Source organism: Allonocardiopsis opalescens (assembly GCF_003002095.1).
Classification (GTDB): Bacteria; Actinomycetota; Actinomycetes; order Streptosporangiales; family Streptosporangiaceae; genus Allonocardiopsis; species Allonocardiopsis opalescens.
In genome coordinates, this window is record NZ_PVZC01000001.1 from 527,668 (window position 1) to 552,743 (window position 25,076).

Genomic DNA, 25,076 nt, shown 5'->3' on the forward strand with positions numbered 1-25,076 from the left:
GAGGAGCCCCCGTGCAGATCCGCGCGAGTACGGTGCTGCCCGCCGAGCGCGAGCCGATCACGCTGCAGACCGCAGACGGGCTGCGGCTGGTGGGCGAGCTGGCCCGCCCCGCCGGCCGCGAGCCGGTCGCGACGCTGCTCACCCTGCATCCGCTGCCGACCCACGGCGGCATGATGGACAGCCACGTCTACCGCAAGGCCGCCTACCGGCTGCCCGCGCTGGCCGGGGTGGCCGTGCTGCGCTTCAACACCCGGGGCACCTCCTCGCGCCAGGGCACCAGCGAGGGCGGGTTCGGCGACGGCGAGACCGAGCGCTACGACGTGGCCGCCGCGATCGAGTATGCCGAGTTCGCCGAGCTGCCGCACCCCTGGCTGGTGGGCTGGTCCTTCGGCACCGAACTGGCGCTGCGCTGGGGCGCCGACCCGCTGGTGGAGGGCGCCGTGCTGCTCTCGCCGCCGCTGCGAAGAGCCGGCGACGCCGACCTGGACGCCTGGGCGGAGTTCGGCCGCCCGCTGGTGGCGCTGGTGCCGGAGTTCGACGACTACCTGCGGCCGCCGGAGGCGCGCGAGCGCTTCGCCCGGGTACCGCAGGCCGAGGTGCTGGGCGTCGAGGGCGCCAAGCACCTGTGGGTCGGCGAAAGCTCGGTGCGCACCGTGCTGAACGAGATCGTGCGCCGGGTGGCGCCCGCCGCCCACCCGCTGCCCACCGAGTGGGACGGCCCCTACGAGACGGACAGCGCCTTCGACTGAGACGCCTGACGCGCCGAAGGCCGGACCGCCACCGGGGCGGGTCCGGCCGTCCGAGCGGAAGCGGTCAGCTCCGCTCCTGGAGCGGGATCACCACCCGCTTGAGGATCAGCGCGATGGCCGCCGCCGTCGGGATCGCGATCAGGGCGCCGAGCAGGCCGAGCAGCGCGCCGCCGATCAGCGCCGCGGTGATGGTGACGGCCGGGGCGACGTCCACCGAGCGCTGCATGATCTTCGGCTGGATGACGTAGTTCTCGAACTGCTGGTAGCCGATGATCACGCCGATGGTGGCCAGCCCGGCCCACGGGTTGAGCGCCGCCACGATCAGCGAGACCACCACCGCGCCGATGGTGGCGCCGACCAGCGGGATCAGGCCGGTGAACAGCATGATCAGCGCCAGCGGCAGCGCGTAGTTGACCTCCAGGACGCCGAACAGGTACAGCGCGGTCAGGTAGATGAAGCCGAAGGCGCCCGCGATGGTGGCCAGGGTGACCTGGCCGCCGATGTAGCCGCCGACGCGGGTCAGGATCTCGTCGCCCAGCTCCTGGAAGCCCGGCCGCCGCGAGCGCGGCACCAGCCGGTAGAACAGCTCCTTGATGCTGGGCAGCGCCGCGAGGAAGTAGAGGGTCAGGATCAGCACGGTGAAGGTGGCGACCAGGGTGTTGGCCACCGCCTGGCCGACGCCGAGCAGCCCGCCGAAGGCCTGCTGGCCCAGCGCGGCGTAGTCCAGATTGCTGATGTACTCCCTGGCCTGCTCCAGCACGCCGTACTGGGCGTCGAGGTCGGCGAGGGTCTGGTTGTTCTGCAGCTGGTCCACGTAGTCGGGCAGCCGGGAGATGAACGCGGCCGTCTGCTCGGTGAGCGGCGGCACGATCGCCACGCCGAAGCCGGCGAAGACGGCCACCATCGCGAGGAACACCGCGAGAATCGCGGCCCAGCGCGGGAGGCCGTGCCGCCGCAGGAACTCCACCAGCGGGCTCAGCCCCACCGCGAGGAAGAGCGCGATCAGGATCCACAGCAGCACGGCCTGGGCGTTGATGGCCGCCTGGATCAGCAGCCAGGCGGTGGCCACCCCGAGGGTGCCGGTGAAGCCCATCACGAAGAAGTTCGGCCGGCCCGGTCTGCGGTCGGCGAAGGGCAGCCCGGTCTTGGGGTCGACGACAGCGGTGCCGTCGCCGCCGCCGCGCGCCGCGCCCGCGCCGCTCGACCCTTCCGGGACGGACCCGCCCGGCGCGAACCCGCTGCTGCTCGGGAACCCGCCGGTCGCCGACCCGCCCGGCGTGAAACCGCTCGATCCGGAGGACTCGGGGGCCGCCTCCTGCCCGGCGGAAGCGCCGCCTCCGCCGGGGGTGGTGCGGGCGTCGGGGGCGTCCTTGTCAGCGGCCACGGCTCACCTCATCCAGAAAGCTCACGGAAAGGACGCTATCGGATCCGCGGCGCTCCGCGCCCGGTGGAGCGGGCGGAGACGGCGCTGCCCGGCCCCCTCGCGAGGGGACCGGGCAGCGCGCGCACCGCACGGACGGACCTGGGCGGCTACTCCTGCCACCAGCTGTCGTCGTCCTCGTCCTTCTTGGCTCCGGCGCCGTTCGCCTTCGCCTTGGCCGCCACCGGCTTGCGGGTCTCGGCGGGCACCGGCTGGGTGGCCGACTCGGCCGGAGCGGCGGAGATGGCCGGGGTCTCGGCGGCCGGAGGCGCCGAGATCTCGCTGCCGAAACCGCCGCCGCCCCCGCCCAGCAGCTGGCGCAGCTGGTTGAGGTGCGACTGGATGCTGTCGCGCTGGCGGGTGAGCTCGTCGACCTGGCGCTGGGCGGCGGTGCGCACGCGCTCGGCCTCGGACTTGGTGTCGGACAGCAGGTGCTCGGCCTGCGACTTCGCCTCGGACACGATCTGGTCGGCGTTCTTGCGGGCGGTGGCCACCAGCTGCTTGGAGTGGCTCTCGGCCTCGCGCCGGGTCTGCTCGGCCTGGGCGCTCGCCTTGGTGGCGCGCTGCTCGGCGGAGGCGGCCCGCTGCTCGGCCTCGGCCACCAGCTTCTGGGTGGCGGCCTGCGCCGCAGCCAGTCGCTCGGCGTCCTGGCGCTCGGTCTCCTCGCGCCGGTTGGCCAGCTGGATCTCGAACTCCGCCTCGGCCTGGGCCCGCTGGGCCTCGCCCTCTTCGAGGATGCGCTGCGCCTGCGCGCGCATCTCGTCGGCCTGTCGCTTGGCGGTGGTCAGGATCTCGTCGCGCTCGCGCTTGGTGGAGGCGCGCAGCTGGGCGACCTCGCGCTCGGTGGTGGTGCGGAGCTTGGCGATCTCGCGCTCGACCCCGGCGCGCTTCTCGGCGATCTCGTGGTCGGCGGTGGCCCGCTTCTTGGAGACCTCGCGCTCGGTGGTGCTGGTCAGCTCGTCGCTCTCGCGGCGGGCGGTGGTGCGGATCTCCTCGGCCTCGCGCTCGGCCTGGCCGCGGAGGTCGTCGGCCTCGCGGTTGACGTTGGCGCGCAGCTCCGCGACCTCGTTCTCGACGCTGGCGCGCAGTTCGGCGGCGTCGACCTGGGCGGCGGCCTTGATCTCGTTGGCCTCGGAGCGGGCGGCCTGGACGAGCTCGGTGGCCTGCTCCTCGGCCAGCCGCAGCAGCTGCTCGATGCGGGCGCCCAGACCGGAGTAGGTGGGGCGCTCCTGCTCCTGGAGCTGCCGCTGGACGTCGGCGGTCTCGCGCTGGGAGGACTGGAGCTGCTCGCGCGACTGGCGCAGGTCGGTGTCGAGCTGCTTGATGTAGGAGTCGACCTGGTGGCGGTCGTAGCCGCGCAGCACTACGTCGAACTCGCGCGGCGGGGTTTCCTCGAAGAAGTTGCTGAGCTGGGCGTCGATATCGGACTGCATGAGGCTCAATCCTGAAGCGTGGTGGTACGGGGGATCACCCCCACCCTTGGTGTGGGGCTAGGTCGAGACCTGGCGGGTCCTACTGGGAGGTTACTGCCGACCCGGACCCAACGGGACCGGAACGGCCGATGCGACGGGGATTCCCGGCGGATCCGCGGTACTCGGACGGCGACTCGCAGTTAAGAAGGGAGGCGGTGCAAGGTAGGGCAGAGCTGGGAAACGGTGACAGAGACGAACACAGGCCAGGGGCTTGCCGTGTCAACGTGCGACGACCCGGCAGAAAGCCGACTTTAGCAAGCCGGAGCCGACACGACAGCGGTATCCCGGGGTTTTCTCGGTGACTTGGGTGCTTTGCGTCACGGTCCGGTCACGTAGGGTCGGCGGCCTCGGGCGCCTGGACGAGTTCGGTGAGCACGCCGCCGCAGTCCTTGGGGTGCAGGAAGGCGATGGCCGAGCCCGAGGTGCCGCGGCGCGGCTCGGCGTCGAGCACCCGCACGCCCGCCTCGCGCACATCCGCCGAGGCGCCGCGCACGTCCGGGGTGCCGAAGGCGATGTGGTGCACGCCCTCGCCCCGGCTGTCCAGGAACTTCGCGACGGGGGAGTCGGCGCGGATCGGCTCCAGCAGCTGGATGCAGGTGCGGTGGCCGTCGGAGGTGCCGTTCACCTCCAGCATCGCCTCGCGGACGCCCTGCTCCTCGTTGACCTCCTCGTGGGCGATCTCGAAGCCGTAGACGCGCCGGTAGAACGCGGCGGTGGCGTCCAGGTCGCGGCAGGCGATGCCGATGTGGTCGATCCGGGTGAACACGTGGCGCCCTCCGCTGCCGGCCGGTGCGGCGTGGTGGTCGGGGTGCGGGCGGCGCCCGCGCTTGGGAGGGTACCGATACCCCGCCCGGCGCGCGGGCACGGGGCCGGGCCCTGGGTATCGTGGCAGGGCAGGCGCCCCCGCGACCCTGGAGGAGACCATGCCCGGATCCGTCATCGCCGCAGGGGCGCGCACCCCGACCGGCCGGCTGCTCGGCTCGCTCGCCGCCCTGCCCGCCGTCGACCTCGGCGCCGCCGCGATCCGCGAGGCGCTGCGGCGGGCCGGACTGCCCGGCGACCGCGTCGACTACGTGATCCTCGGCCAGGTGCTCCAGGCCGGGGCGGGGCAGATCCCGTCCAGGCAGGCGGCGGTGAAGGCCGGCATCCCGATGACCGTCCCGTCCATCACCGTCAACAAGGTGTGCCTGTCCGGGCTGGACGCGATCGCGCTGGCCGACCAGCTCATCACCGCGGGCGAGTTCGAGGTGGTGGTCGCGGGCGGCATGGAGTCGATGACCAACGCCCCCCACCTGCTGCCCGGCTCGCGCAAGGGCCACGGCTACGGCTCCATCGAGGTGCTGGACGCCATGGCGCACGACGGCCTCACCGACGCCTTCGACGGCGAGTCGATGGGCGCCAGCACCGAGCGGCACAACGCCAAGCTCGGCATCACCCGCGAGGAGCAGGACGCCTACGCCGCCCGCTCCCACCAGCGCGCCGCCGCCGCCATCGCGGCCGGGCGCCTGGCCGAGGAGATCGTGCCCGTACAGGTGCCCCAGCGCCGCGGCGAGCCCGTCACGGTCGACACCGACGAGGGCGTCCGCGCCGACAGCACCCCCGAGAGCCTGGCCCGGCTGCGGCCCGCGTTCGCCGAGGGCGGCACCATCACGGCCGGCTCGTCCTCGCCGATCTCCGACGGCGCCGCCGCCGTGGTGGTGGCCGGCCGCGAGGCCGCCGAACGGCTCGGCCTGCCGGTGCTGGCCGAGATCGGCGCGCACGGCAACGTCGCCGGACCCGACAACTCGCTGCAGTCCCAGCCCGCCAGGGCGCTGGCCCGCGCGCTGGAGCGCGAGGGCCTGCGCCCGGGCGACCTGGACCTGGTCGAGATCAACGAGGCCTTCGCCAGCGTCGCCATCCAGTCCACCCGCGAACTCGGCCTGGACGAGGAGCGGGTGAACGCCGACGGCGGCGCCATCGCGCTGGGCCACCCGATCGGCGCCTCGGGCGCCCGGCTCGCGCTGCACCTGGTGTACGAGCTGCGCCGCAGGGGCGGCGGCCTCGGCGGCGCCGCGCTGTGCGGCGGCGGCGGCCAGGGCGACGCCCTCCTGCTACGCGTCCCCGGGGCGTGAGGATGCCGGCGCGCCGCACCGATCCCGCCGAGCTCGTCGAGCGGGCCGCCAAGGGCGAGCCCCGCGCGGTGGCCCGGCTGATCAGCCTGGTCGAGAACGACGCGCCGCAACTGCGCGCGGTGATGGCCGCGCTGGCCGGGCGCGGCGGCCGGGCCCGGGTGGTCGGCCTCACCGGCGCCCCCGGCGTCGGCAAGTCCACCACCACCAGCGCGCTGGTGGCCGGGCTGCGGGCGCGGGGGCGGCGGGTCGGCGTGCTGGCGGTCGACCCCTCCTCGCCGTTCACCGGCGGGGCGCTGCTGGGCGACCGGGTGCGCATGCAGGACCACGCCACCGACCCCGGCGTCTTCATCCGCTCCATGGCCAGCCGCGGGCGGCTCGGCGGCCTGTCGTGGGCGGCCCCGCACGCGCTGCGGGTGCTGGACGCGGCCGGCTGCGAGGTCATCCTGGTCGAGACGGTCGGCGTCGGCCAGGCCGAGGTGGAGATCGCCGGGCACGCCGACACCACCCTGGTGCTGGCCGCCCCCGGCATGGGCGACTCCGTGCAGGCGGCCAAGGCGGGGGTGCTGGAGATCGCCGACATCCTGGTGGTGAACAAGGCCGACCGCGAGGGCGCGCAGGCCACCGTGCGCGACCTGCGCACCATGGTGGGCCTGGCACCCTCGGAGCCCGGCGGCTGGAAGCCGCCGGTGGTGGCGGTGTCGGCCGCGCGTGCCGAGGGCGTCGACGAGCTGCTGCGCCAGCTCGACCAGCACGAGCGCTGGCTGGAGGAGTCCGGTGAGCTGCGCCGGCGGCGGCGGGCGCGGGCCAGGGCCGAGGTCGAGGCGATCGCGCTGGAGGCGCTGCGGGCCAGGATCGGTTCGGTCCGCGACCACCGGCTGCTGGACGAGCTTGCCGAGCGGGTGGCCGGCGGCGGTACCGACCCCTACGCGGCCGCCGACGAGCTGGTCGCCGCGGTCGCCGGGGACGTCCCCGCGCCGCTCAGCCGCTGAGCCGCCAGAACAGCATTCCGCCCGCCACCACCACGCAGGCCGCGACCACCAGCGCCACGCCGGCGATGAGCTGCGGGCTGAGGCCCGCGGCCGGCTCCCCGGCCGCCGGCGCCGCGGCGGGCGGCGACGCCTGGACCGAGGGCGACGGAAGGAGCGGCTCGGCCGAGGGCGACGCGCTGGGCGAGCGGGACGGGCTCGGGCTGGGACTGGGCTCCGCCGACGCCTCGCTCGGCCGCGCCGAGGGGCTGGGGGCGGGCGCGGAGCCGGTGGCCGGCGGGCGCTCCGGCTCCGAATCCCCGCCGTCGCCGCGGGTCTGCTGCGGCTCGGCCGGTTCCTCCGCGCCGCCGGTCTCGCCGTCGCCGGGCTCCTGGGACGGCTCGGGGGTCGGCCGCTGATCCGGGACCAGCCAGTCCCACCAGTCGTCTTCGCCGCCGCCGTCGCTCCCGGTGTCGGCGGCGGCCTGCGGCCGGGCGCCGTCGGCCAGGGCGGGCGCGGCGCCGGCCGCGGCCGCCGGCCAGCACAGGAGGGCCGCCGCCGCGGCGAGCGCCCAGCCGCGCCGGGGGCGCGCGCGGCGGCGCGGTCCCGCCGCCGCCTCGGCCGCCTGTGGCGCCATCCCGACCCCTTCGCCCTACCGGATGCGGGTGGCCCCGCGATTGATGGCAGAACCTACCATGTCGGATATAGGCGGGATGGGTGGTTCAGGGGTGGCGGCTGTGGCACGGCCGCCCGCGCCGCCGGGGTAGGCTCGCGCACGGGCGGACGCGCCCGTCGGCAGGTCAGCGGCCCGGGCCGCCCGCGTCCGGGCACGAGGTCGACGAGGGGGAGGGGCACCGTGGGCAAGCGCAGCCGCGGCGGCCAGGCGGTCCGCGAGCGCAACGCGGCCGAACCGCCGCCCGCTCCCGCGCCGCTCGGCGCGCCGGTCGCCGACAGCCACACCCACATGGACATGCAGACCCCCGACGTCGCCGAGATCGTCGCCGCCGCCCAGGCCGTGAACGTCACCACCCTGATCCAGGTGGGCGTCGACACCGCCTCCTCGCGCTGGGGCGCCGAGACCGCCGCCGCCCACGACCGCGTCTGGGCCACGGTCGCGCTGCACCCCAACGAGGCCCCCCGCATCTGGCACGGCGACGGCCACCCCGGCGTCGAGGCCGACGGCACCGACTGGGCCGGCCGCGCCCGCCCGCCCGGCGGCGAGGCCGCCCTGAGCGCCGCCCTGGCCGAGATCGACGCGCTCGCCGCGCTGCCCCAGGTCGTCGGGGTCGGCGAGACCGGCCTCGACTACTTCAGGACCGGCCCCGAGGGCGTCGCCGCCCAGCAGGAGTCCTTCCGCGCCCACATCGCCATCGCCAAGCGGCACGGCCTCGCCCTGATGATCCATGACCGCGACGCCCACGACGACGTGTTCCGGCTGCTCGACGAGGAGGGCGCCCCGGACCGCACCGTCTTCCACTGCTTCTCCGGCGACGCCGCCATGGCGCGCCGCTGCGCGGACGCCGGCTACTACATGAGCTTCGCCGGCAACGTCACCTTCGCCAGCGCGCAGAACCTGCGCGAGGCCGCCGCCGTCGCCCCAGCCGAGCTGATGCTGGTCGAGACCGACGCGCCCTTCCTCACCCCCAGGCCGCACCGCGGCCGCCCCAACGCCCCCTACCTGATCCCGCTCACCCTGCGCGCACTCGCCGAGGCCAAGGACATGGACCCCGACGAACTCGCCGCCGCCATCGGCGCCAACACCGCCCGCGCCTTCGCGCTGCCCGGCCCGGTCGGGTGAGCCCCGGCCCCCTCACACGTCCTCCAGGCCCCAGGCGCGCAGGGTGTCGGGCAGCGACGGGGTCGGCTCGGCCGGGTCGCGGGTGACCCGGCCCGGGGTGCGGCTGAAGCGCGGGGCGGCCCCCGGGAAGGTGGCGCCGCCGCGCCGCAGCACCGAGCCGCGTGCGGCGATGTGCGGATGGCCGGGCGCCTCCGACGGCGACAGCACCGGCTGCACGCACGCCTCGGTGCCCTCGAACAGCCGCGCCCAGTCGTCGCGGGAGCGGGCGCGGAAGCGCTCGGCCAGCACCGCCCGCAGCCGGGGCCACCCCTCCCGGTCCCACTGCGCGGGCAGCCCGGCCGGATCCAGCTCCAGCCCGGCCAGCAGCGCCGCGTAGAAGCGGTCCTCGATCGCGCCCACCGACACGTGGCCGCCGTCCGCGCACTCGTACACGTCGTACCAGGGGGCGCCGGTGTCCAGGTAGTTGGTGCCCGGCTCCCGCGTCCACAGGCCCCGTTCAAGGTCGTCGTGGATCATCGCGGTGAGGAAGGCGCTGCCGTCCACCATGGCGGCGTCCACCACCTGGCCGCGCCCCGAGGAGCCGCGCTCGATCAGCGCGGCCAGCACCCCCGTCACCAGGAACAGCGCGCCGCCGCCGAAGTCGCCCACCAGGTTCGCCGGCGGCACCGGCGCGGAGCCGGCCCGGCGGAAACCGTGCAGCGCGCCGTTGAGCGAGATGTAGTTCAGGTCGTGCCCGACCCGCCGCGCCAGCGGGCCGTCCTGGCCCCAGCCGGTCATCCGCCCGAACACCAGCCCCGGGTTCACCGCCCAGCAGTCGTCGGGACCCAGCCCCAGACGCTCCATCACCCCGGGCCGGAAGCCCTCCACCAGCACGTCGGCCGCGCCCGCCAGCCGCAGCGCGCGGTCCCGGCCGGCCGGGGACTTCAGGTCCAGGCCCAGCACGGGCCGGCCGTGGCTCATCTGCGGGCGCTCGGTGCGCGCGGCCGGGCCGCCGTCGGCGCCCGGCGCCTCCGGACGGTCCACCCGCAGCACGTCCGCCCCGAGGTCGGCCAGCAGCATCGCGGCCATCGGCCCGGGGCCGATCCCCGCGAACTCCAGCACCCGTATACCGTCGAGTGGCCCCACCTGCGAACCATCCTCTCCCTCGCGGTGCGCGTCCCCGCCCATTGTCGCGCCGCCCGGCGCCGCGCCGCCGACCGGCCCGCCGCCCGCCACCAGGACACCACCCGGCGGCGGGCGGCACCACCCGGCGCCGCGGCCCGCTCCCGGCCGGGCCCCGGGGCAGGACGCGAACCGGACACGGATTGACAGATCCGGTTGAGCGGCACCGGCGGGCTCCGTTAGGGTCCAGGTTTCGTAGCCGGAGTGTCGATCCACGGGACCACTCCGCGCCCGCCGCTTCCTCCGGCGCCGAGCCCGCCGGAGAGTTCCCGCCGTTCCTCACCCCACAGGGGGCGCTGTGTCTCGTTCGCGACGTCGTGGCCGCAGAACCCGTCTCACCGTGCCGGGACTCGGCGCGGTGACCGCAGCCGCGGGCCGGCTGCGCCCGCCCCGCCTGCCGGCCCTGCCGCTGCCCGGCTTCCTGCGCTCGCGCACCGTGCAGATCATCGCGGCCGCCGTCGCCGCAGTCGCCGTCGTGCTGGGCGGCTTCGCGGTGGTGAACCAGCGGGTCACCCTCGTCGTCAACGGCGAGAGCCGCAGCGTGTTCACCCTGGCCGGCACCGTGCAGGAGGTGCTCGCCGACAACGGCGTGCCGGTCGCCGAAGGCGACCTCGTCGCGCCCGCCCCCGCCACCGCCCTGGCCGGAGGCGCCCGGATCGAGGTGCTGCACGCCCGGCCGCTCACCCTCACCCTCGACGGCGAGACCCAGACCCACACCGTCGCGGCGCTCACCGTCGGCGAGGCACTGGAGCGGCTGGAGCTGGCCGACGCCGCCGCCGAACTCTCCGTCGACCCCGCCACCCCGCTGCCCCCCGACGGCCTCGAAGTGGACATGCGCAGCGCCCAGCGGCTGGCCATCCTGCTCGACCAGACCCGCATCGTGGCCGCCACCACCGCGCCCACCGTCCGCGACCTCCTCGCCGAGTACGAGATCCCCGTCGGCGAGCACGACTTCGTCGAGCCGGGCCTGGACGAGGCGCCCGAGACCGGCATGGTGGTCCGCGTCTGGCAGCTGCTGGAGGAGCCGGTCACCGAGGAGGAGGAGATCCCGGCCGAGATCGAGGAGCGCGAGAACGCCGAACTGGAGCAGGGCACCGAGAACGTCGTCCGCGAACCCGAGCCCGGCCTGCGCGAGATCACCTACGGCTACGTGATGGAGGAGGGCGAGCGCACCCGCCGCGTCATCTCCGAGGAGGTCGTCCGCGAGCCCGTCAACGGCATCACCGAGATCGGCACCATGGAGCCCGAGGAGCCGGAGATCGACCCCAACGTGGGCGGCGACGCCGACAGCCTGAACTGGGCCGGCCTGGCGGAGTGCGAGTCCGGCGGGAACCCCACCGCCGTCAACCCGGCCGGCTACTACGGCCTCTACCAGTTCTCCACCAGCACCTGGGCGTCGGTCGGCGGCAGCGGCCTGCCCAGCGAGGCCAGCCCCGACGAGCAGACCATGCGCGCGAAGATGCTCTACAACGCGGTCGGCGGCAACTGGCAGAGCCAGTGGCCGCACTGCGGAGTGCACCTGTTCGACTAGGCCCCGGCCGGGCCCCCGCCCCGCCCGGTCTCAGGACCGGGCGGGCGCGCCGGCCGGGCGGTGCTCGGCGATCCGGGCGAAGTCCTCGATCCGCACCGCCTCGCCGCGCGCCGACGGGTCCACTCCGGCGGCGCGCAGCGCCGCCTCGGCCGCCGCGGCAGAGCCCGCCCAGCCCGCCAGCGCCGCCCGCAGCGTCTTGCGGCGCTGCGCGAAGGCCGCGTCGACCACGGCGAAGACCTCGTCCCGGCGGGCCGGGGTGCTGGGCGGCTCCCGCCGCTCCAGCGCCACCAGGCCCGAGTCGACCCCCGGCACCGGCCAGAACACGGTGCGGCCCACCGAGCCCGCGCGGCGCACCCGCGCGTACCAGGCCGCCTTCACCGACGGCACCCCGTACACCTTGCCGCCCGGGCCCGCGGCCAGCCGCTCGGCCACCTCCGCCTGCACCATCACCAGGCCGCGCCGCAGCGAGGGCAGCACCTCCAGCAGGTGCAGCACCACCGGCACCGCCACGTTGTAGGGCAGGTTCGCGACCAGCGCCGTGGGCGGCGGCCCGGGCACGCCGCCGATCCGCAGCGCGTCGGCGGCCACCACCTCGAGCCGCTCGCGCAGCCCCGGGGCGCGCTCGGCGACCGTGCCCGGCAGCGCGGCGGCCAGCACCGGGTCCACCTCCACCGCCACCACCCGCCGCGCCGCCGCCAGCAGCGCCAGCGTCAGCGAGCCCAGACCCGGCCCGACCTCCACCACCACGTCGCCGGGGCCGACCCCGGCGGTGCGCACGATACGGCGAACCGTGCCCTGGTCGATGACGAAGTTCTGCCCGAGCGTCTTGGTGGGGCGCACGCCCAGCCGGTCGGCCAGCGCGCGGATCTCGGCCGGCCCGAGCAGCCGGGCGGCGGGGGCGTCCTCAGAGGGGGTCACCCCCTCATGGTGCCAGCCTCCTGGCCCTCCACGGGGTCCTGCGGCCCGTCAACGCCCTGGCACTCGACGGGTGTGGCGAGGTCGTCCAGGTTGAAGCGGGCGACGTCGAAGCGCTGCGCCTCATCGCTGCCGTCGGTGCGCAGCGACACCTCGCACAGCGGATCGATCGTGTTCAGCGGGAAGGCGACCGCCACCTGCAGTTCGTCTCCGGCCTGGACCAGCACCTCGGGGCTCGACGCCCCCTCCGAGATCAGCAGCAGCGTCTCGCCGTCGGTGCGCATGGGGCCCGCGGTCGTCAGCTGCTGGTCGGGGGCGATCAGCGACACCAGGTCCTGGCCGTCGTTGGCGACGTCCACCACCACCCAGCACATCCCGGGCCCCCCGGGCCAGTCGGTGGCGGGCGCGGCGGGCTCCCGCGGCGGGCGCTGCACCGCGCCGGAGGGCACGCAGTCGATGTAGCGGGGGGTGAACTGGGTGCCGGCCGGCTGCTGCGCGTCGGCCCCGGGCGCGGGCGCCTCGGCGCCGCCGCCATTGCCCTGGGTGAGGGCCGAGCTGAGGGTGATGGCGCCCGCCGCCAGCAGCAGCAGCACGATCACGGCGATGATCAGCGCGATCACCAGGCCGGAGCGGCGGCGCGGCTGCGAGATGGAGGTGTGCGGGCGCGGCGGCACCGGCGGCACGTACGGGCGCGCGCCCGTCGCCATCTCGCCCGCCGGACCGGTGGCGCCCTGGTAGCCGACCCGCGGGATGTCGCCGGTGACCGGGCCGCCCGGCGGCGGACCGGCCGGACGGGGACCCAGCGAGACGGGGCCGCTGGTCAGCGGTCCGGCCGGCATCCGCCCCGACGCCATCGGGCCGCCCTGCGGCGCGGGACCGTGCGGCACCGGCGGCATCCGGCCGGTGTGCGGGCCCTGCGGCGGCGGGCCCGGATGCGGCGGGGGCGGCCGGAACTGCTGCTGCGGCGGCATCGGCGGCGCCCCCATGCCCGGCGGCAGCGGCGGCGGCCGCCAGGAGTGGTTCAGCGCCTCGCTCACCACGGCGTTGGGATCCTGCGGCGCCGAACCGCCGCCCACCAGTTCCAGCAGCAGGTCCTGCGCCGACGGGCGCTGGTTGGGGTCCTTGTTCAGCGCCCGCGCCACCAGGCGGTCCAGCGGCGCCGACAGGCCGCTGATGTCGGGCTCGGTGAACAGCACCCGCTTGCCCAGGGTCATGGCGTCGCCATTGCCGAACGGGTGCTTGCCGGTGCCGGCGAAGGCGACCAGGCAGCCCCAGGCGAAGACGTCGGCCTTCGGGGTGACCTGCTCCTCCATCAGCTGCTCGGGCGCCATCCAGCCCGGGCTGCCCATCACGATGCCGGCCCGGGTGTGGTCGTTGGCGCCGTGCAGCGCGCGGGCGATGCCGAAGTCGATGACGCGGGGCCCCGACAGGGACAGCAGCACATTGGCCGGCTTGAGGTCGCGGTGCACCAGCCCGGCGCCGTGGATCGCGGCCAGCGCCGCCGCCACGCCCAGCGCGAAGCCGTGCAGGGTGCCGGAGTCCAGCGGGCCCCGCTGCGCCACCTGGTCCGACAGGGCCGTGCCCGAGATGTACTCGGTGACCATGTACGGGCGGCTCTCGAAGGTGCCGAAGTCGAGCACCTTCGCGGTGCAGAAGGACGCCACCCGCTGGGCGTTCTGCATCTCGTCGCGGAACCGGGCCCGGGTCGCCTCGTCATGGGCCAGCTCGGGCCGGATCACCTTGATCGCCGCGAGCTGGCCGGAATCGGGCAGCTTGGCCAGGTACACCGTGCCCATACCGCCGGAGCCGAGCTTTCCGGCCAGCACGTAAGAGCCGATCGCCGCCGGATCCCCGGCGGCTAGCGGCTCCACGTTCTCTGGGAGCTCGTCCGACCGCAAGCCACCCTCCACGGCGGTGTCCATGCTGTCCATTGCAAGGTCTCGGACCCAAAGTATCGGGCTCCCGCCCCAGATACCCACAACAGACTCGATTTCGGACCCCTGGGCGCTGCCGCGTCCCGGGACCGACCGGGTCCGCCGAGGTAGCTCCGGCGGGCGCGCTGGTCAAATGTACCCGGCTTCACACCGCCTTCAGCCGGGGCCGTCAGGGCCGGCGGGCCCGTTCGGCGCGGTACGGAGGGCGGGACCGGCTACGATCTGCAGATCGTGACCGCCGTTACCGTGAGCGCGCCCGCCAAGGTCAACCTTCGCCTGGCGGTGGGGCCGCCCCGACCTGACGGATACCACGATCTCGTCAACGTGTTCCACGCCGTGTCCCTTTTCGACGAGGTGACCGTCACCGCCGCGGGACGGACCACCATCCGCATAGACGGCCCCGGCGCCGACGCGGTTCCCACCGACGGCCGGAATCTCGCCGCGATGGCCGCCGAGCGGCTGGCGCGCCGCCTCGGGGTGCCCGGCGGCGCCGCCATCCGGATCCGCAAGCGGATACCCGTGGCCGGCGGGATGGCCGGGGGCAGCGCCGACGCCGCCGCCGCCCTGCTCGCCTGCGCCGAACTGTGGGGCGCGGGCCTGAGCCGCGCCGAACTGATGCCCATCGCCGCCGAACTCGGCAGCGACGTGCCCTTCTCCCTGCTCGGCGGTACCGCCGTGGGCGCCGGGCGCGGCGAACTGCTCACCCCCGCGCAGGTCAACGGCGGCTACCACTGGGTCTTCGCCCTCGCCCACGGCGGCCTGTCCACCCCGGCCGTGTACGCCGAGTGCGACCGGCTGCGCGAGGAGGCCGGGCACCGGCCCGGCCCGCCCGCGCACGACGACAAGCTGATGGCCGCGCTGCGCGAGGGCGACGCCGCCGCCGTCGGCACCCGCCTCGCCAACGACCTGCAGGACGCCGCCCTGTCGCTGCGGCCCGAACTGGCGGGCGTCCTCGCCGCGGGCCGCGAGCGCGCCGCGCTGGGCGCGCTGGTGTCCGGCTCCGGCCCCACCTGCGCCTTCCTGGCCGAGTCGCCCGAGCACGCCGACGACATCGCGGCCGGGCTGCGCGCCTCGGCCGCCTGCCGCGGCACCGTCACCGCCCGCGGGCCGGTGCCCGGCGCCGCCGTCGTCCCCGGTCCCGGCTGAGCCTCCGCCGCCCCGGGGCGCCCGGGCGGCGCCGGGCGTACCGGGGAGCCCCGATAATGGGAGGCGATGAACCTGGTCAATCTGGAGAACGTCAGCCTCGCCTACGGCCCCAACGTCCTGCTCGACTCCGTGTCGCTCGGCCTCGACGACACCGACCGCGTCGGCGTCGTCGGCCGCAACGGCGGCGGCAAGTCCACCCTGATGGGGGTGGTGTCCGGCCGCGTCGAACCCGACTCCGGCCGCGTCACCCACACCCGCGCCCTGCGCCTGGGGCAGCTGCTCCAGCGCGACGAGTTCCCCGCGGGCGCCACCGTGCGCGGCGTGGTCCTCGGCGACCGCGCCGAGCACGACTGGGCCGGCGACCCCCGGATCCGCGACGTGCTCACCGGGCTGCTGCCCGGCTGGGACCTCGACGTCCCGCTGGCCGAGCGCTCCGGCGGCGAGCGGCGCCGGGTGGCGCTGGCGCGGCTGCTCATCGGCGAGCACGACCTGGTGATCCTGGACGAGCCCACCAACCACCTCGACATCGAGGCCATCGACTGGCTCGCCCGCCACCTGCGCGAGCGGCGCGGCGCCCTCGTCGTCGTCACCCACGACCGCTGGTTCCTGGACGCCGTCACCACCCGCACCTGGGAGGTCTCCGACGGCCAGGTGCACCGCTACGAGGGCGGCTACGCCGCCTACGTCCTGGCCAAGGCCGAGCGGCAGCGCCAGGCCGCGGCGGCCGAGGAGCGGCGGCAGAACCTCATCCGCAAGGAGCTGGCCTGGCTGCGGCGCGGCCCGCCCGCCCGCACCTCCAAGCCGAAGTTCCGCATCGACGCGGCCAACGCGCTGATCGCCGACGAGCCGCCGGTGCGCGACACCGTCGAACTGGTCACCTTCGCCGCCACCCGGCTCGGCAAGACCGTCTACGACGTCCTCGACGTCACCGTCCGGCTCGACAGCGGCCAGCCCCCCATCTTCGACCACCTCACCTGGCAGCTGGGGCCGGGCGACCGCATCGGCCTGGTCGGGGTGAACGGCGCAGGCAAGACCACCCTGCTGCGGCTGCTGGCCGGGGAGGTCGCGCCGGAGGCCGGCCGGGTGGTGCGCGGCAAGACCGTGCGGCTGGGCCACCTCTCCCAGGAACTGGCCGAACTCGACCCGGCGCGGCGGGTGCTGGAGTCCGTCGAGGAGATCCGCCAGCACGTGCGGCTCGGCAAGCGCGAGTTCACCGCCGGGCAGATGCTGGAGCGCTTCGGCTTCCGCGCCGACCGGCAGTGGACCCCGATCGGCGACCTCTCCGGCGGCGAGCGGCGCCGGCTGCAGCTGCTGCGGCTGCTGATGGACGAGCCCAACGTGATCCTGCTCGACGAGCCCACCAACGACCTCGACATCGACACCCTCAACGAGCTGGAGGACCTCCTCGACGGCTGGCCCGGCTCGCTGGTGCTGGTCAGCCACGACCGCTACTTCCTGGAGCGGATCACCGACCGGGTGCTGGCCCTGCTCGGCGACGGCGGGCTCGCGATGCTGCCCGGCGGCGTCGAGGAGTACCTGGAGCGGCGCCGCAGCGGCGGCGCGGTGGCGCAGATCCCCGGGCGCCGCGAGGCCGAGCAGCGGGCGGCCGAGACGCCGCGGCCCGCCGCGGCGGGCCCCTCGGCGGCCGAGGTGCGCGCCGCCCGCAAGGAGATGCAGCGGGTGGAGCGCCGCCTGGAGCGGCTGGGCTCCCGCGAGTCCGAGCTGCACGAGCAGCTGGCCGCCAGCGCCGCCGACTACGCCAGGCTGGCCGAGCTGGACGCTGAGCTCAAGGCGCTGCTGGCCGAGAAGGAGCAGCTGGAGGAGGAGTGGCTGAGCGCCGCCGAGGGGGCGGGGGAGTAGCGGGCGCCGCGGCCCGCCGTCAGCCGGAGAAGACCTCCGGGAAGGCGGCCGCGATCCGGCGCACCGACTCCGCCACCGTCTCGGCGTCGTTGTCGATCCGCAGGTAGCGGTAGTCGGCGCCCGGCGCGGCGGCGAGCGAGGCGTCCTCGGGGCAGGCCAGGTCCACCCGGTCGCGCCACTGCGGGCTGCTCGGCTTGGACCGGCGGACGCGCCGCAAATCCCGCACCGGCTTGGCGGCGCACAGTTGCACCACGTACATGTGTGCGTCCGTGTCGACCAGCGGGCGGAAGCGCAGGTACTCGGCATGATCGTCCAGGAAGCTGCCGGCGAGGACGGTGCGGTACCCCGCCCGCCAGAAGTTCTCGGCGAGCGCGGCGACATTGGCGCGCAGTAGTTCGCCGAAGGCGTCGTCCATGACCCAGGGGTTCACCTGGCCGAGGTCCTCGGCGTCGATCCGCGCTCCGCGCGGGGTGTGCGGCAGCAGCGCGCGGACCAGCGTGGACTTCCCGGCGCCCTCCTGCCCGGTGACGATCACCATCTGCCGCTCCGGCACGGGCGGACCTCCTTTCGCGCGCCGGGCTAGGCGCCGCCGCCGGACCGGCCGGCGAGGGTGCGCAGGGCGTCGGCGGCCTGGGCGCCGGTGGGCAGCGAATCAGGGTCCAGCAGCGACTGCACCGCGAAGCCGACGACCAGCGCGTACACCACCGAACCCGTGGCCCGGGCGGTGTCGGCGCCGGCCCGGGCGGGGTCGATGCCCAGGACGAGCGCGGCCAGCTCCCTGCGCGCCTCCCGGCTCGCCTCGGTCATCGTGCCGCGGATGTCGTCGGCGAACTCCACCTGCGCGTAGGCCTGCGTCGCGGCCACGATCAGCTCGCGCTGGCGGGGGAGCGCGGCCAGCAGCTCGTCCAGCGCGATGCGCAGCCGGTGCGGCGGGCCATCCGCCTCCGCGGACCGCACCACCTCGGCGATCATCTCGCCCCACTCGTCCTGCATCTGGAGCGCGGCCAGGTTCATCAGGGCGTCCTTCGACCCGAAGTGGTAGCCGATCGAGGCGAGGTGCGCTCCCGAGGCGGCGGCGATGTCGCGGGCGGTGGTGCGGGAGTACCCCTTCTCGACGAGGCACTTCTTCGCTCCGGCGATCAGGTCGTCGCGTTGGCTCATGGCGGCAGCCTAGCAGTTGGACGTACGTACGATTGACAGCATCATTTGTACGTACGTACGATCCAGGGCCATGAGCTTCCTCCGCCACGACCGCCCGCCCCGCGCCACCGCCCGCACCTGGACCGGCCTCGCGGTACTGCTGCTCCCCGCCCTGCTGATCTCGATGGACATCTCCGTGCTGTTCGTCGCGGCCCCGGCCATCACCCAGGCGCTCCAGCCGACCGCCGGCCAGTGGCTGTGGGCGATGGACATCTACGGCTTCGTCATGGCCGGACTGCTCATCGCCATGGGCGGCCTCGGCGACCGCATCGGCCGCAGACGGCTGCTGCTGCTCGGCGCCGCCCTGTTCGGCGCCGCCTCGCTCGCCCTCGCCTACGCGCCAACACCCGAACTGCTGATCGCCGGCCGCGCGCTGCTGGCCGTCGCCGGCGCCACCCTCGCGCCCTCCACCCTCGCCCTCATCCGCAACATGTTCGCCGACGAGCGGCAGCGCGGCGCCGCGGTCGGCGCCTGGACCATCGCCTTCACCGGCGGCTCGGTGGCCGGCCCCGTCATCGGCGGCCTGCTGCTTGAGCACTTCTGGTGGGGAGCCGTCTTCATCATCAACATCCCGGTCATGGTGCTGCTGCTGGCGGCCGGCCCGCTGCTGCTCCCCGAGTCGCGCGACCCCGCCGGCGCGCCCTTCGACCTCCTGGGCGCCGCCGCCTCACTCGTCGCGGTGCTGGCCGCCGTCTTCGCCGTCAAGCACACCGCCGAGCACGGCGCCGACGCGGTCGGTGCCGCGTCGGCCGGCTGCGCCATCGTGGCCGGCGCCCTGTTCGCCCGCCGGCAGCGCCGGGTGGCGCACCCGCTGATCGACCTCTCCCTGTTCCGGACCCCCGCCTTCTCCGCCGCCATCGGCGCCAACATCGCCGTCACCATCGGCACCGTCGGCCTGGGCGCCCTCGCCTTCACCTACCTGCAGAGCGTGCACGGGCTCAGCCCGCTGGAGTCCGCGCTGCACGCCCTGCCCACCTTCGCCGGCACCGCGGCGGGCGCCACCGCCGCCGGCGCGCTCACCGCCCGGCTGCCCGCGGCCGCGCCGCTGGTCGGCGGACTCATCGCGGCCGCGGCCGGCCTCGCCACCGTCGCCGCGGCCGCGCCGCACGGCGGTGTGTGGTCCTTCATCGGCGGCTACACGGTGCTGGCCTTCGGCATCGGCGCCGCCGCAACGGCCGCCAACGCCACCGTGCTGGCCACCGCGCCGCCCGAACGCGCCGGAGCGGCGTCGGGCATCGCCGAGACCAGCACCGAACTCGGCGGCGCCCTGGGCATCGCCCTGCTCGGCACCGCCGCGAGCGCCGCCTACCGGATCGCCATGGCCGGGCCCGCGCAGGGCGGACCCGCCGCCGAGAGCATCGCCGGCGCCGCCGCCCAAGCCGCGGACCTGCCCGAACCCGCCGCCTCAGCCCTGCTCGACACCGCGGCCGCCGCCTACACCGGCGGCGTCGCCACGGCGTCGGCGGCCGGCGCCGCCCTCATCGCCGCCGCCGCGGTGCTGACCGCCGCCGCGCTGCGCACCGCCCGCCGCCGCGAGCGGGCCGCCCGCGCCCTCAGCCGATGACCTCCAGGAACACGTCCGCGATCCGCCGGTAGCCCTCGTCATTGGCGTGGATGTCGGGGCCCTGCGGCGCGGCCGCGCACATCCACGTCCACGAGCAGATCCGCGCCACATTGCGCGGAGTGCCCTCGGCCGCCGCCGCGACGCCCTCGGCGTCCGCCGCCGGAGCGGGCTCGAAGTCCTCGCTGTCGAAGGCGGCGGCCACGTCCGCCACCTCGACGCCGTGCCGCTGGTACGCCGCCACCAGCGCCTCGTTCAGCTCCGGCAGCAGCTCGGCCGACTCCTCGGCCAGCTCCCGCTCCTCGCCGCCCAGCAGCCAGCCCGCCAGGAACGGGTTGTAGTAGGTCATCCCGACGATCCGCACATCGGGCCCGGCCGCCTCCCGCAGCCGCCCGGCGATCTCCTCGACGTCGTCCGCCGCCACCGCCAGGCCCTCGTCCACGCACTCGGAGTCCAGCTCGGCCACCAGCTCGCCGTCGCGCACCGCGCACGGCACCAGGTTGTTGGCGCCGATGTCGAGCACCACCAGCTCCACCGCGCCGGCGTTCTCCGCCAGGAAGGCCTCGGCCGCGGCGATCTGGGAGTCCGCGCCGTGCTCTTCCACGTAGTCGCAGCGGCCGCCGTCCAGCATCGTGCCGGTGTCCTCGCCGCCGCAGCCCAGCTTCACCAGCCGCAGCGTGGAGTCGGTGTCGTACAGCTCCCGGTGGATCACGTCGGCGTAGCCGCGCGGGGTCTCCTCCGGGGTGCCGTTCTCGTCGGGCTGCACCCCCACCGCGAGGGAGTCGCCGAGCGCCAGGATGTGGCGCACCTCCGGCTCCGGCGGGCCGCCCGAGCAGCCCGCCAGCAGCGCGGCCGCCGCCGTCGCGGCGGCCAGGGCGCGCCACCGCGCGCCGGAGGGGAGCGTCGGACGGCCGGACGGCGGGCGCACGGGCACGGGGGCACCTCCTTGTGGCGGCCCATGCTAGTTCCCGGCGCGCCCCGCGACCACGGGGGCCGCCCGCCTCAGGGCGCGGCCTCGTCCATCGGACCGAGGATCGTGCGCAGCAAGCGGGCGAGTTCGCGCTGGTCGCCGCCTGACAGCCCGGCCAGCAGCTCGCGCTCGCGGCGCAGCAGGTCGACGAAGGCGGCGTCCACCCTCGCCCGCCCCTCCGGGGTCAGCTCCACCAGCACGCCCCTGCGGTCGGCCGGATCGGGCAGCCGCCGCACCAGGCCGCGGCCGGCCAGCCGGTCGATGCGGTTGGTCATGGTGCCCGAGGTGACCAGAGTGGCCCGCAGCAGCCGGCCCGGAGTCAGCCGGTAGGGGGCGCCCGCGCGGCGCAGCGCCGTCAGGACGTCGAACTCCCAGTTCTCCAGGTCGTGCCGGCTGAACGCGGCCCTGCGGGCGCGGTCGAGGTGCCGGGCCAGCCGCGACACGCGGCTGAGGACGTGCAGCGGCGCGACGTCGAGGTCGGGGCGCTCGCCCCGCCACGCGTCGACCAGCCGGTCCACCTCATCCCGCATGGCGGAAGTATATCTCTTGACATCGAGATAAAACGAGGGGGCGCCGAGGACCCCGCCAGCCTAGCCAAGCCCCCCGCCCCGCACCGGCGCGCCCGAGCCCGGACAGGCGAACCCCCGGGAGACCGCGGACACCGGCCCCGGGGGCGAACGGCCTCAGCCAGGCGACGGCGCCTCACCCTCCGAACCGATCCGCGGCTCAGGCCGGGCGGCCCCCGCACGCTCGGCCCGAACCGCCTGCCGCTCGGCCTGGCGCTGCGCCTTCTGCTGCTCCCTGGCCTCGCGCTGCTGCTCCTTCTCACGGGCGCGCTCCGCCCGCGAGCGCTCACGGTCCAACTCCACCGAGACCAGCCCCGGCTTCGGATCCATACTGCCCAGACCGTTCCACGCCAGGTTCACCAGATGCGCCGCCACCACCTCCCGCTTCGGCCGGCGCACCTCCAGCCACCACTGGCCGGTCAGCGCCACCATCCCCACCAGCGACTGCGCGTACATCGGCGCCAGCTTGGGGTCATAGCCCCGGACGGTGAACTCCTCCGCCAGGATGTGCTCCACCTGAGTGGCGATATCGCTGATCAGACTCGCGAAACTCCCGGTGCCCGAGGCGGCGTGGGAGTCGCGCGCCAGGATGTGGAAACCCTCGCTGCTCTCCTCGATGTAGCGCAGCAGCGCCAGCGCCGCACGCTCCAGCTTCACCCGGGGATGGTCGTCGACCAGCGACTCGGCGACCATGTCCAGCAGCCGCTGCATCTCGCGGTCCACCACGACCGCGTAGATGCCCTCCTTCCCGCCGAAGTGCTCGTACACGACCGGCTTGGACACACCCGCCCGGGAGGCGATCTCCTCGACCGACGCGCCGTCGAAGCCCCGCTCGGCGAACAGCCTCCGGCCGATGTCCAGAAGCTGCTCCCGGCGTTCCTGTCCGGTCATGCGCTTTCGGCGGGACCGGGGTGACTGCTCGCTCACGGCTCCCATGATGGCCGTCAGCTCACCCGCTTCGCAGCAAGGCGTTCCTCGTTCGGCCACCGGACATTGCTCGCCCAGCCCCACTTCTCGAAGAACCAGATGATCCGCGCGCTGATGTCGATCTGCCCCTTGAGCACACCGTGCCGGGCGCAGGTCGGGTCGGCGTGGTGCAGGTTGTGCCAGGACTCGCCGAAGGACGGGATCGCCAGCCACCACACGTTGCGCGACTTGTCGCGCACCTCGAACTTCTCGTCGCCGATCATGTGGCACACCGAATTGATCGACCAGGTCACCTGGTGCAGCAGGGCGGTGCGCACGATGCTGCCCCAGAAGAACGCGGTCAGCGCGCCCTGCCACGACATCGTCCACAGGCCGCCGATCAGCGCCGGCGCCAGCAGCGAGGCGACGACGATCGGCACGAACAGGCGGTCGACCCGGTGGATGTCGCGGTCGCGGATCAGGTCGGGGGCGAAGCGGCGCACGTTCGTCTTCTCCTGGCCGCCCATCCAGCCCATGTGCGCCCAGACGAAGCCCTTGGTGATCGCCCAGAAACCGGTGCCGAAGCGCCACGGCGAGTGCGGGTCGCCCTCGGCGTCGGCGTACTTGTGGTGCCGGCGGTGGTCGGCCACCCACTTGATGATCGGACCCTCGATCGCCATGCTCCCGGCGATCGCGAGCGCCACCCGCAGCGGGCGCGCGGCCTTGAACGAGCCGTGGGTGAAGTGCCGGTGGAAGCCGACCGTGATGCCCAGCCCCGCCACCAGGTAGAACGGCACCGCGATCACGAGATCGCGCCAGCTCAGCCAGCCGGACAGCGCCATCGGCACCGCCAGCAGCACCAGAGCGAGGAACGGCCCGATCACGAACGTCATCACCACGATGCGGTCGCTCAGGCTGTTGCCCTCAGGGTCGAGGTCGGGCTCGGGCCCGCGCCTGACGGGCTCGGTGGGCGGGGCCAGTACGGCCGTGTCCGGTGGGGTCATGTCTCATCACCTTCGCTTCGGGCGCTAACTTTCACCTACGTAACCGTAACCTACGCCATCGTAGGTTGAGAGGCCACACGCGGATCGCCGCAGGTCGCTCGGGTTCCGTCTCCGGACTGCTTAGGTATGCCTGATCCGCAGGTGAAGAGGTGTCGACGCAGTCGGTGTGATCTGCGTCATGGCGGATTGCGGCTATCGGGTCGGTCTGGTTACGGAAATCGGTTGAGTGATCACGGTGGGTAGTGAATGATTCGAGCATGAGTTCGGACACCCGCGGTGCCCGGGAGACAGGCACCCCGACCGTTCCCGACGACCTCGCCGCCCAGGCCCGACGGCTGCGCGACGAGGGCATGAGCCGCCCGGCCATCCAGCGCGCCCTCGGCCTCACCGCCTGGCAGCTCACCAAGCTCTTCGACCGCGAGAAACCCATCGAGTCCCTGCGCACCCAGGCCAAGGACGCCGCCAGGGAGACCGCACGCGCACTCCGGCTCCAGGGCGCCTCCTACAACGAGATCCGCGAGCACGTCCAGGTGTCGAAGTCGACCCTGTCGCTGTGGCTGCGGGACCTGCCCACCGAAGCGCTCGACCCGGACAAGGTCGCCCCGCGTCGCGCCAGGGCGGCCGAGCGGCAGCAGGCCGGGCGACGCGAGACCTTCCGGAAGAAGCGTGTACCGCTCGACCAGGAGATCGAGGACGCCGCCGCCGAGATCGGACCGCTGAGCGACCGGGAGATCCTGATCGCCGGAGCGATCGCCTACTGGTGCGAGGGGGCGAAGGCGCGGCCGAAGAACTCGGTCACGGTTCATTTCAGCAATAACGACCCTGGCCTGATCGCGCTTTTCCTGCGGTTCCTGAGCGTGTGTGATATATCTGCGGATCGCATCGGATTCCGGTTGCAGATCCACAAGGACGCCCAACTCGAACGCGCGTACTCGTTCTGGAGCGACGCCGTCGGTGTTTCGCATGCCGACTTTCTGCCGACCACGTTCAAGACCGGAAATCCCGAGACCCGGCGCAAGAATGTTGGCACCGGCTACACCGGATGCATGTCCGTGCGCGTTCTGCGCAGTAGCGAGCTCTATCGGAAGATCGAGGGCTCGGCCAAAGGAGTCATGGGGGCGATCCCAGATGAATGGCGACATGAGTCTGACCTGCTCTATCCCGACCGTGCCGACGTGAAGGGGTGGTGGTACGGTCGGGCCGCCCGGCTGTTGGCGCGGCGCAGGCAGCGGCTTGCCGCAGCCCGGTCGATCGGTGATCTGAATGAGCGCGAGATCCGCATCGCCGGTGCGATCGCCTATTGGTGTGAGGGGGCGAAGAGCAAGCCATGGCGACGGAGCCACCAGATGGTATTCGCAAACAGCGATCCCGATATGATCATCTTCTTCCTGCGTTTCTTGGAGATGTGCGGAATCGACAGGGATCAGATAGTCGTCTGTATCTCGATCCACGAGAGCGCGGACGTTCCAGCGGCGGAGAAGTTCTGGGCGGAGATCACCGGCTTGCCGCGCTCGTCCTTCCAGAAGGCCGCGATCAAGCGGCATGCGCCCCGGACCGATTGGAGTGGAGGCGGACCCGGTTACCACGGATGCCTGTTCCTCCGCGTACGCCGAGGAGCCGCCCTGTACCGGCGGATCGAGGGGTGGGCGCGTGGAGTCATGCAGGCGTCGAGGGGCGCATCAGCACCGGTCGGCGGCCTTGTGCCAGTGGACGAGACTGTAGAACCTGTTGGCTCTGAGTCCCGTGCGCCTACTACTATGGACGCGCAGTAGACAAGAAAGTTCCGCGATACCCCTTGACGGGGGGC

General features: G+C 74.4%; 21 protein-coding genes and 1 pseudogene. 9 read left to right on the forward strand and 13 right to left on the reverse strand.

The genetic code is table 11. From position 1 onward, the window contains the following. Nucleotides 1-11 precede the first annotated feature (11 nt). Nucleotides 12-749, forward strand: coding sequence for an alpha/beta hydrolase (locus CLV72_RS01955; RefSeq protein WP_106238146.1), 738 nt, complete (start codon nucleotides 12-14; stop codon nucleotides 747-749). Between the two features lie 64 nt (nucleotides 750-813). Here the strand turns inward: CLV72_RS01955 and CLV72_RS01960 are convergent, their stop codons facing one another. From CLV72_RS01960 to mce, 3 genes are all read right to left on the reverse strand, one after another. Next, on the reverse strand, nucleotides 814-2,133 hold the full coding sequence (locus CLV72_RS01960; RefSeq protein ID WP_106238150.1) for an AI-2E family transporter: 1,320 nt from the start codon (nucleotides 2,131-2,133) through the stop codon (nucleotides 814-816). 146 nt (nucleotides 2,134-2,279) lie between these two features. Continuing rightward, the gene (locus CLV72_RS01965) at nucleotides 2,280-3,602 is read right to left on the reverse strand and encodes a DivIVA domain-containing protein (protein ID WP_106238154.1); all 1,323 of its coding nucleotides are present in this window, start codon (nucleotides 3,600-3,602) and stop codon (nucleotides 2,280-2,282) included. A 367-nt stretch (nucleotides 3,603-3,969) separates the two neighbouring features. Beyond that, entirely contained in the window at nucleotides 3,970-4,407 is a 438-nt protein-coding gene (gene mce / locus CLV72_RS01970) for a methylmalonyl-CoA epimerase (protein ID WP_170140843.1), read from the reverse strand. A 157-nt stretch (nucleotides 4,408-4,564) separates the two neighbouring features. On the opposite strand from mce, the gene CLV72_RS01975 reads away from it, so the two are divergent. Continuing rightward, on the forward strand, nucleotides 4,565-5,752 hold the full coding sequence (locus tag CLV72_RS01975; protein ID WP_106238160.1) for an acetyl-CoA C-acetyltransferase: 1,188 nt from the start codon (nucleotides 4,565-4,567) through the stop codon (nucleotides 5,750-5,752). A gap of 2 nt (nucleotides 5,753-5,754) precedes the next feature. Then, nucleotides 5,755-6,741, forward strand: coding sequence for a methylmalonyl Co-A mutase-associated GTPase MeaB (meaB, locus tag CLV72_RS01980; RefSeq protein WP_106238164.1), 987 nt, complete (start codon nucleotides 5,755-5,757; stop codon nucleotides 6,739-6,741). On the opposite strand, the gene CLV72_RS01985 is transcribed toward meaB, so the two are convergent. Next, the gene (locus tag CLV72_RS01985; RefSeq protein ID WP_106238167.1) at nucleotides 6,731-7,354 is read right to left on the reverse strand and encodes a hypothetical protein; all 624 of its coding nucleotides are present in this window, start codon (nucleotides 7,352-7,354) and stop codon (nucleotides 6,731-6,733) included. The genes meaB and CLV72_RS01985 overlap by 11 nt on opposite strands. A 219-nt stretch (nucleotides 7,355-7,573) precedes the next feature. Between CLV72_RS01985 and CLV72_RS01990 the strand changes: the two genes are divergently transcribed. Next, nucleotides 7,574-8,515, forward strand: coding sequence for a TatD family hydrolase (locus tag CLV72_RS01990; RefSeq protein WP_106238170.1), 942 nt, complete (start codon nucleotides 7,574-7,576; stop codon nucleotides 8,513-8,515). Nucleotides 8,516-8,527: 12 nt separating this feature from the next. On the opposite strand, the gene CLV72_RS01995 is transcribed toward CLV72_RS01990, so the two are convergent. Beyond that, complete coding sequence (locus CLV72_RS01995; RefSeq protein ID WP_106238172.1) at nucleotides 8,528-9,640, reverse strand: CaiB/BaiF CoA transferase family protein; 1,113 nt, start codon at nucleotides 9,638-9,640, stop codon at nucleotides 8,528-8,530. Nucleotides 9,641-10,034: 394 nt separating this feature from the next. Here CLV72_RS01995 and CLV72_RS33540 point away from each other — a divergent pair, with 394 nt between their 5' ends. Next, complete coding sequence (locus CLV72_RS33540) at nucleotides 10,035-11,207, forward strand: resuscitation-promoting factor (protein WP_281262385.1); 1,173 nt, start codon at nucleotides 10,035-10,037, stop codon at nucleotides 11,205-11,207. Nucleotides 11,208-11,237: 30 nt separating this feature from the next. Here the strand turns inward: CLV72_RS33540 and rsmA are convergent, their stop codons facing one another. Both rsmA and CLV72_RS02010 read right to left on the reverse strand, forming a co-directional pair. Then, a complete protein-coding gene (gene rsmA, locus CLV72_RS02005) occupies nucleotides 11,238-12,125 on the reverse strand; it encodes a 16S rRNA (adenine(1518)-N(6)/adenine(1519)-N(6))-dimethyltransferase RsmA (protein ID WP_106238175.1) in 888 nt (295 codons plus the stop codon). After that, the gene (locus CLV72_RS02010; protein ID WP_425428005.1) at nucleotides 12,122-14,044 is read right to left on the reverse strand and encodes a serine/threonine-protein kinase; all 1,923 of its coding nucleotides are present in this window, start codon (nucleotides 14,042-14,044) and stop codon (nucleotides 12,122-12,124) included. The genes rsmA and CLV72_RS02010 overlap by 4 nt, the downstream gene beginning before the upstream one ends. A gap of 243 nt (nucleotides 14,045-14,287) precedes the next feature. Between CLV72_RS02010 and CLV72_RS02015 the strand changes: the two genes are divergently transcribed. Both CLV72_RS02015 and CLV72_RS02020 read left to right on the forward strand, forming a co-directional pair. Beyond that, nucleotides 14,288-15,202, forward strand: coding sequence for a 4-(cytidine 5'-diphospho)-2-C-methyl-D-erythritol kinase (locus tag CLV72_RS02015; RefSeq protein WP_425428006.1), 915 nt, complete (start codon nucleotides 14,288-14,290; stop codon nucleotides 15,200-15,202). A gap of 66 nt (nucleotides 15,203-15,268) precedes the next feature. Further along, on the forward strand, nucleotides 15,269-17,062 hold the full coding sequence (locus CLV72_RS02020; RefSeq protein WP_106238182.1) for an ABC-F family ATP-binding cassette domain-containing protein: 1,794 nt from the start codon (nucleotides 15,269-15,271) through the stop codon (nucleotides 17,060-17,062). A 19-nt stretch (nucleotides 17,063-17,081) separates the two neighbouring features. On the opposite strand, the gene CLV72_RS02025 is transcribed toward CLV72_RS02020, so the two are convergent. Continuing rightward, nucleotides 17,082-17,615: a hypothetical protein gene (locus CLV72_RS02025; RefSeq protein ID WP_106238185.1), complete on the reverse strand. Its 534-nt coding sequence runs from the start codon at nucleotides 17,613-17,615 to the stop codon at nucleotides 17,082-17,084. Between the two features lie 26 nt (nucleotides 17,616-17,641). Then, a complete protein-coding gene (locus CLV72_RS02030; protein WP_106238188.1) occupies nucleotides 17,642-18,223 on the reverse strand; it encodes a TetR/AcrR family transcriptional regulator in 582 nt (193 codons plus the stop codon). A 70-nt stretch (nucleotides 18,224-18,293) separates the two neighbouring features. Between CLV72_RS02030 and CLV72_RS02035 the strand changes: the two genes are divergently transcribed. Beyond that, complete coding sequence (locus tag CLV72_RS02035; RefSeq protein WP_106238192.1) at nucleotides 18,294-19,826, forward strand: MFS transporter; 1,533 nt, start codon at nucleotides 18,294-18,296, stop codon at nucleotides 19,824-19,826. Here the strand turns inward: CLV72_RS02035 and CLV72_RS02040 are convergent. The 4 genes and pseudogenes from CLV72_RS02040 to CLV72_RS02055 form a co-directional block, all read right to left on the reverse strand. After that, on the reverse strand, nucleotides 19,816-20,757 hold the full coding sequence (locus tag CLV72_RS02040) for an SGNH/GDSL hydrolase family protein (protein WP_245929812.1): 942 nt from the start codon (nucleotides 20,755-20,757) through the stop codon (nucleotides 19,816-19,818). The two genes, CLV72_RS02035 and CLV72_RS02040, sit on opposite strands and share 11 nt — an antisense overlap. Nucleotides 20,758-20,825: 68 nt before the next feature. After that, the gene (locus CLV72_RS02045; protein ID WP_106238196.1) at nucleotides 20,826-21,323 is read right to left on the reverse strand and encodes a MarR family winged helix-turn-helix transcriptional regulator; all 498 of its coding nucleotides are present in this window, start codon (nucleotides 21,321-21,323) and stop codon (nucleotides 20,826-20,828) included. A 312-nt stretch (nucleotides 21,324-21,635) separates the two neighbouring features. Continuing rightward, nucleotides 21,636-22,295 (reverse strand): annotated as a pseudogene (locus CLV72_RS02050) (TetR/AcrR family transcriptional regulator); the annotation flags it as partial. Between the two features lie 8 nt (nucleotides 22,296-22,303). Then, complete coding sequence (locus CLV72_RS02055) at nucleotides 22,304-23,269, reverse strand: acyl-CoA desaturase (RefSeq protein WP_106238203.1); 966 nt, start codon at nucleotides 23,267-23,269, stop codon at nucleotides 22,304-22,306. A gap of 257 nt (nucleotides 23,270-23,526) precedes the next feature. Here CLV72_RS02055 and CLV72_RS02060 point away from each other — a divergent pair, with 257 nt between their 5' ends. Next, complete coding sequence (locus tag CLV72_RS02060) at nucleotides 23,527-25,041, forward strand: hypothetical protein (RefSeq protein WP_106238207.1); 1,515 nt, start codon at nucleotides 23,527-23,529, stop codon at nucleotides 25,039-25,041. The last annotated feature ends 35 nt before the right edge of the window (nucleotides 25,042-25,076 follow it).

Coding starts and splice junctions, on each gene's coding strand:
- CLV72_RS01965 (WP_106238154.1), bottom strand. CDS start 3,602: ATGCAGTCCGATATCGACGCCCAGCTCAGCAACTTCTTCGAGGAAACC.
- CLV72_RS01975 (WP_106238160.1), top strand. CDS start 4,565: ATGCCCGGATCCGTCATCGCCGCAGGGGCGCGCACCCCGACCGGCCGG.
- meaB (WP_106238164.1), top strand. CDS start 5,755: ATGCCGGCGCGCCGCACCGATCCCGCCGAGCTCGTCGAGCGGGCCGCC.
- CLV72_RS01985 (WP_106238167.1), bottom strand. CDS start 7,354: ATGGCGCCACAGGCGGCCGAGGCGGCGGCGGGACCGCGCCGCCGCGCG.
- CLV72_RS02010 (WP_425428005.1), bottom strand. CDS start 14,044: ATGGACACCGCCGTGGAGGGTGGCTTGCGGTCGGACGAGCTCCCAGAG.
- CLV72_RS02020 (WP_106238182.1), top strand. CDS start 15,269: ATGAACCTGGTCAATCTGGAGAACGTCAGCCTCGCCTACGGCCCCAAC.
- CLV72_RS02030 (WP_106238188.1), bottom strand. CDS start 18,223: ATGAGCCAACGCGACGACCTGATCGCCGGAGCGAAGAAGTGCCTCGTC.
- CLV72_RS02035 (WP_106238192.1), top strand. CDS start 18,294: ATGAGCTTCCTCCGCCACGACCGCCCGCCCCGCGCCACCGCCCGCACC.
- CLV72_RS02045 (WP_106238196.1), bottom strand. CDS start 21,323: ATGCGGGATGAGGTGGACCGGCTGGTCGACGCGTGGCGGGGCGAGCGC.
- CLV72_RS02055 (WP_106238203.1), bottom strand. CDS start 23,269: ATGACCCCACCGGACACGGCCGTACTGGCCCCGCCCACCGAGCCCGTC.
- CLV72_RS02060 (WP_106238207.1), top strand. CDS start 23,527: ATGAGTTCGGACACCCGCGGTGCCCGGGAGACAGGCACCCCGACCGTT.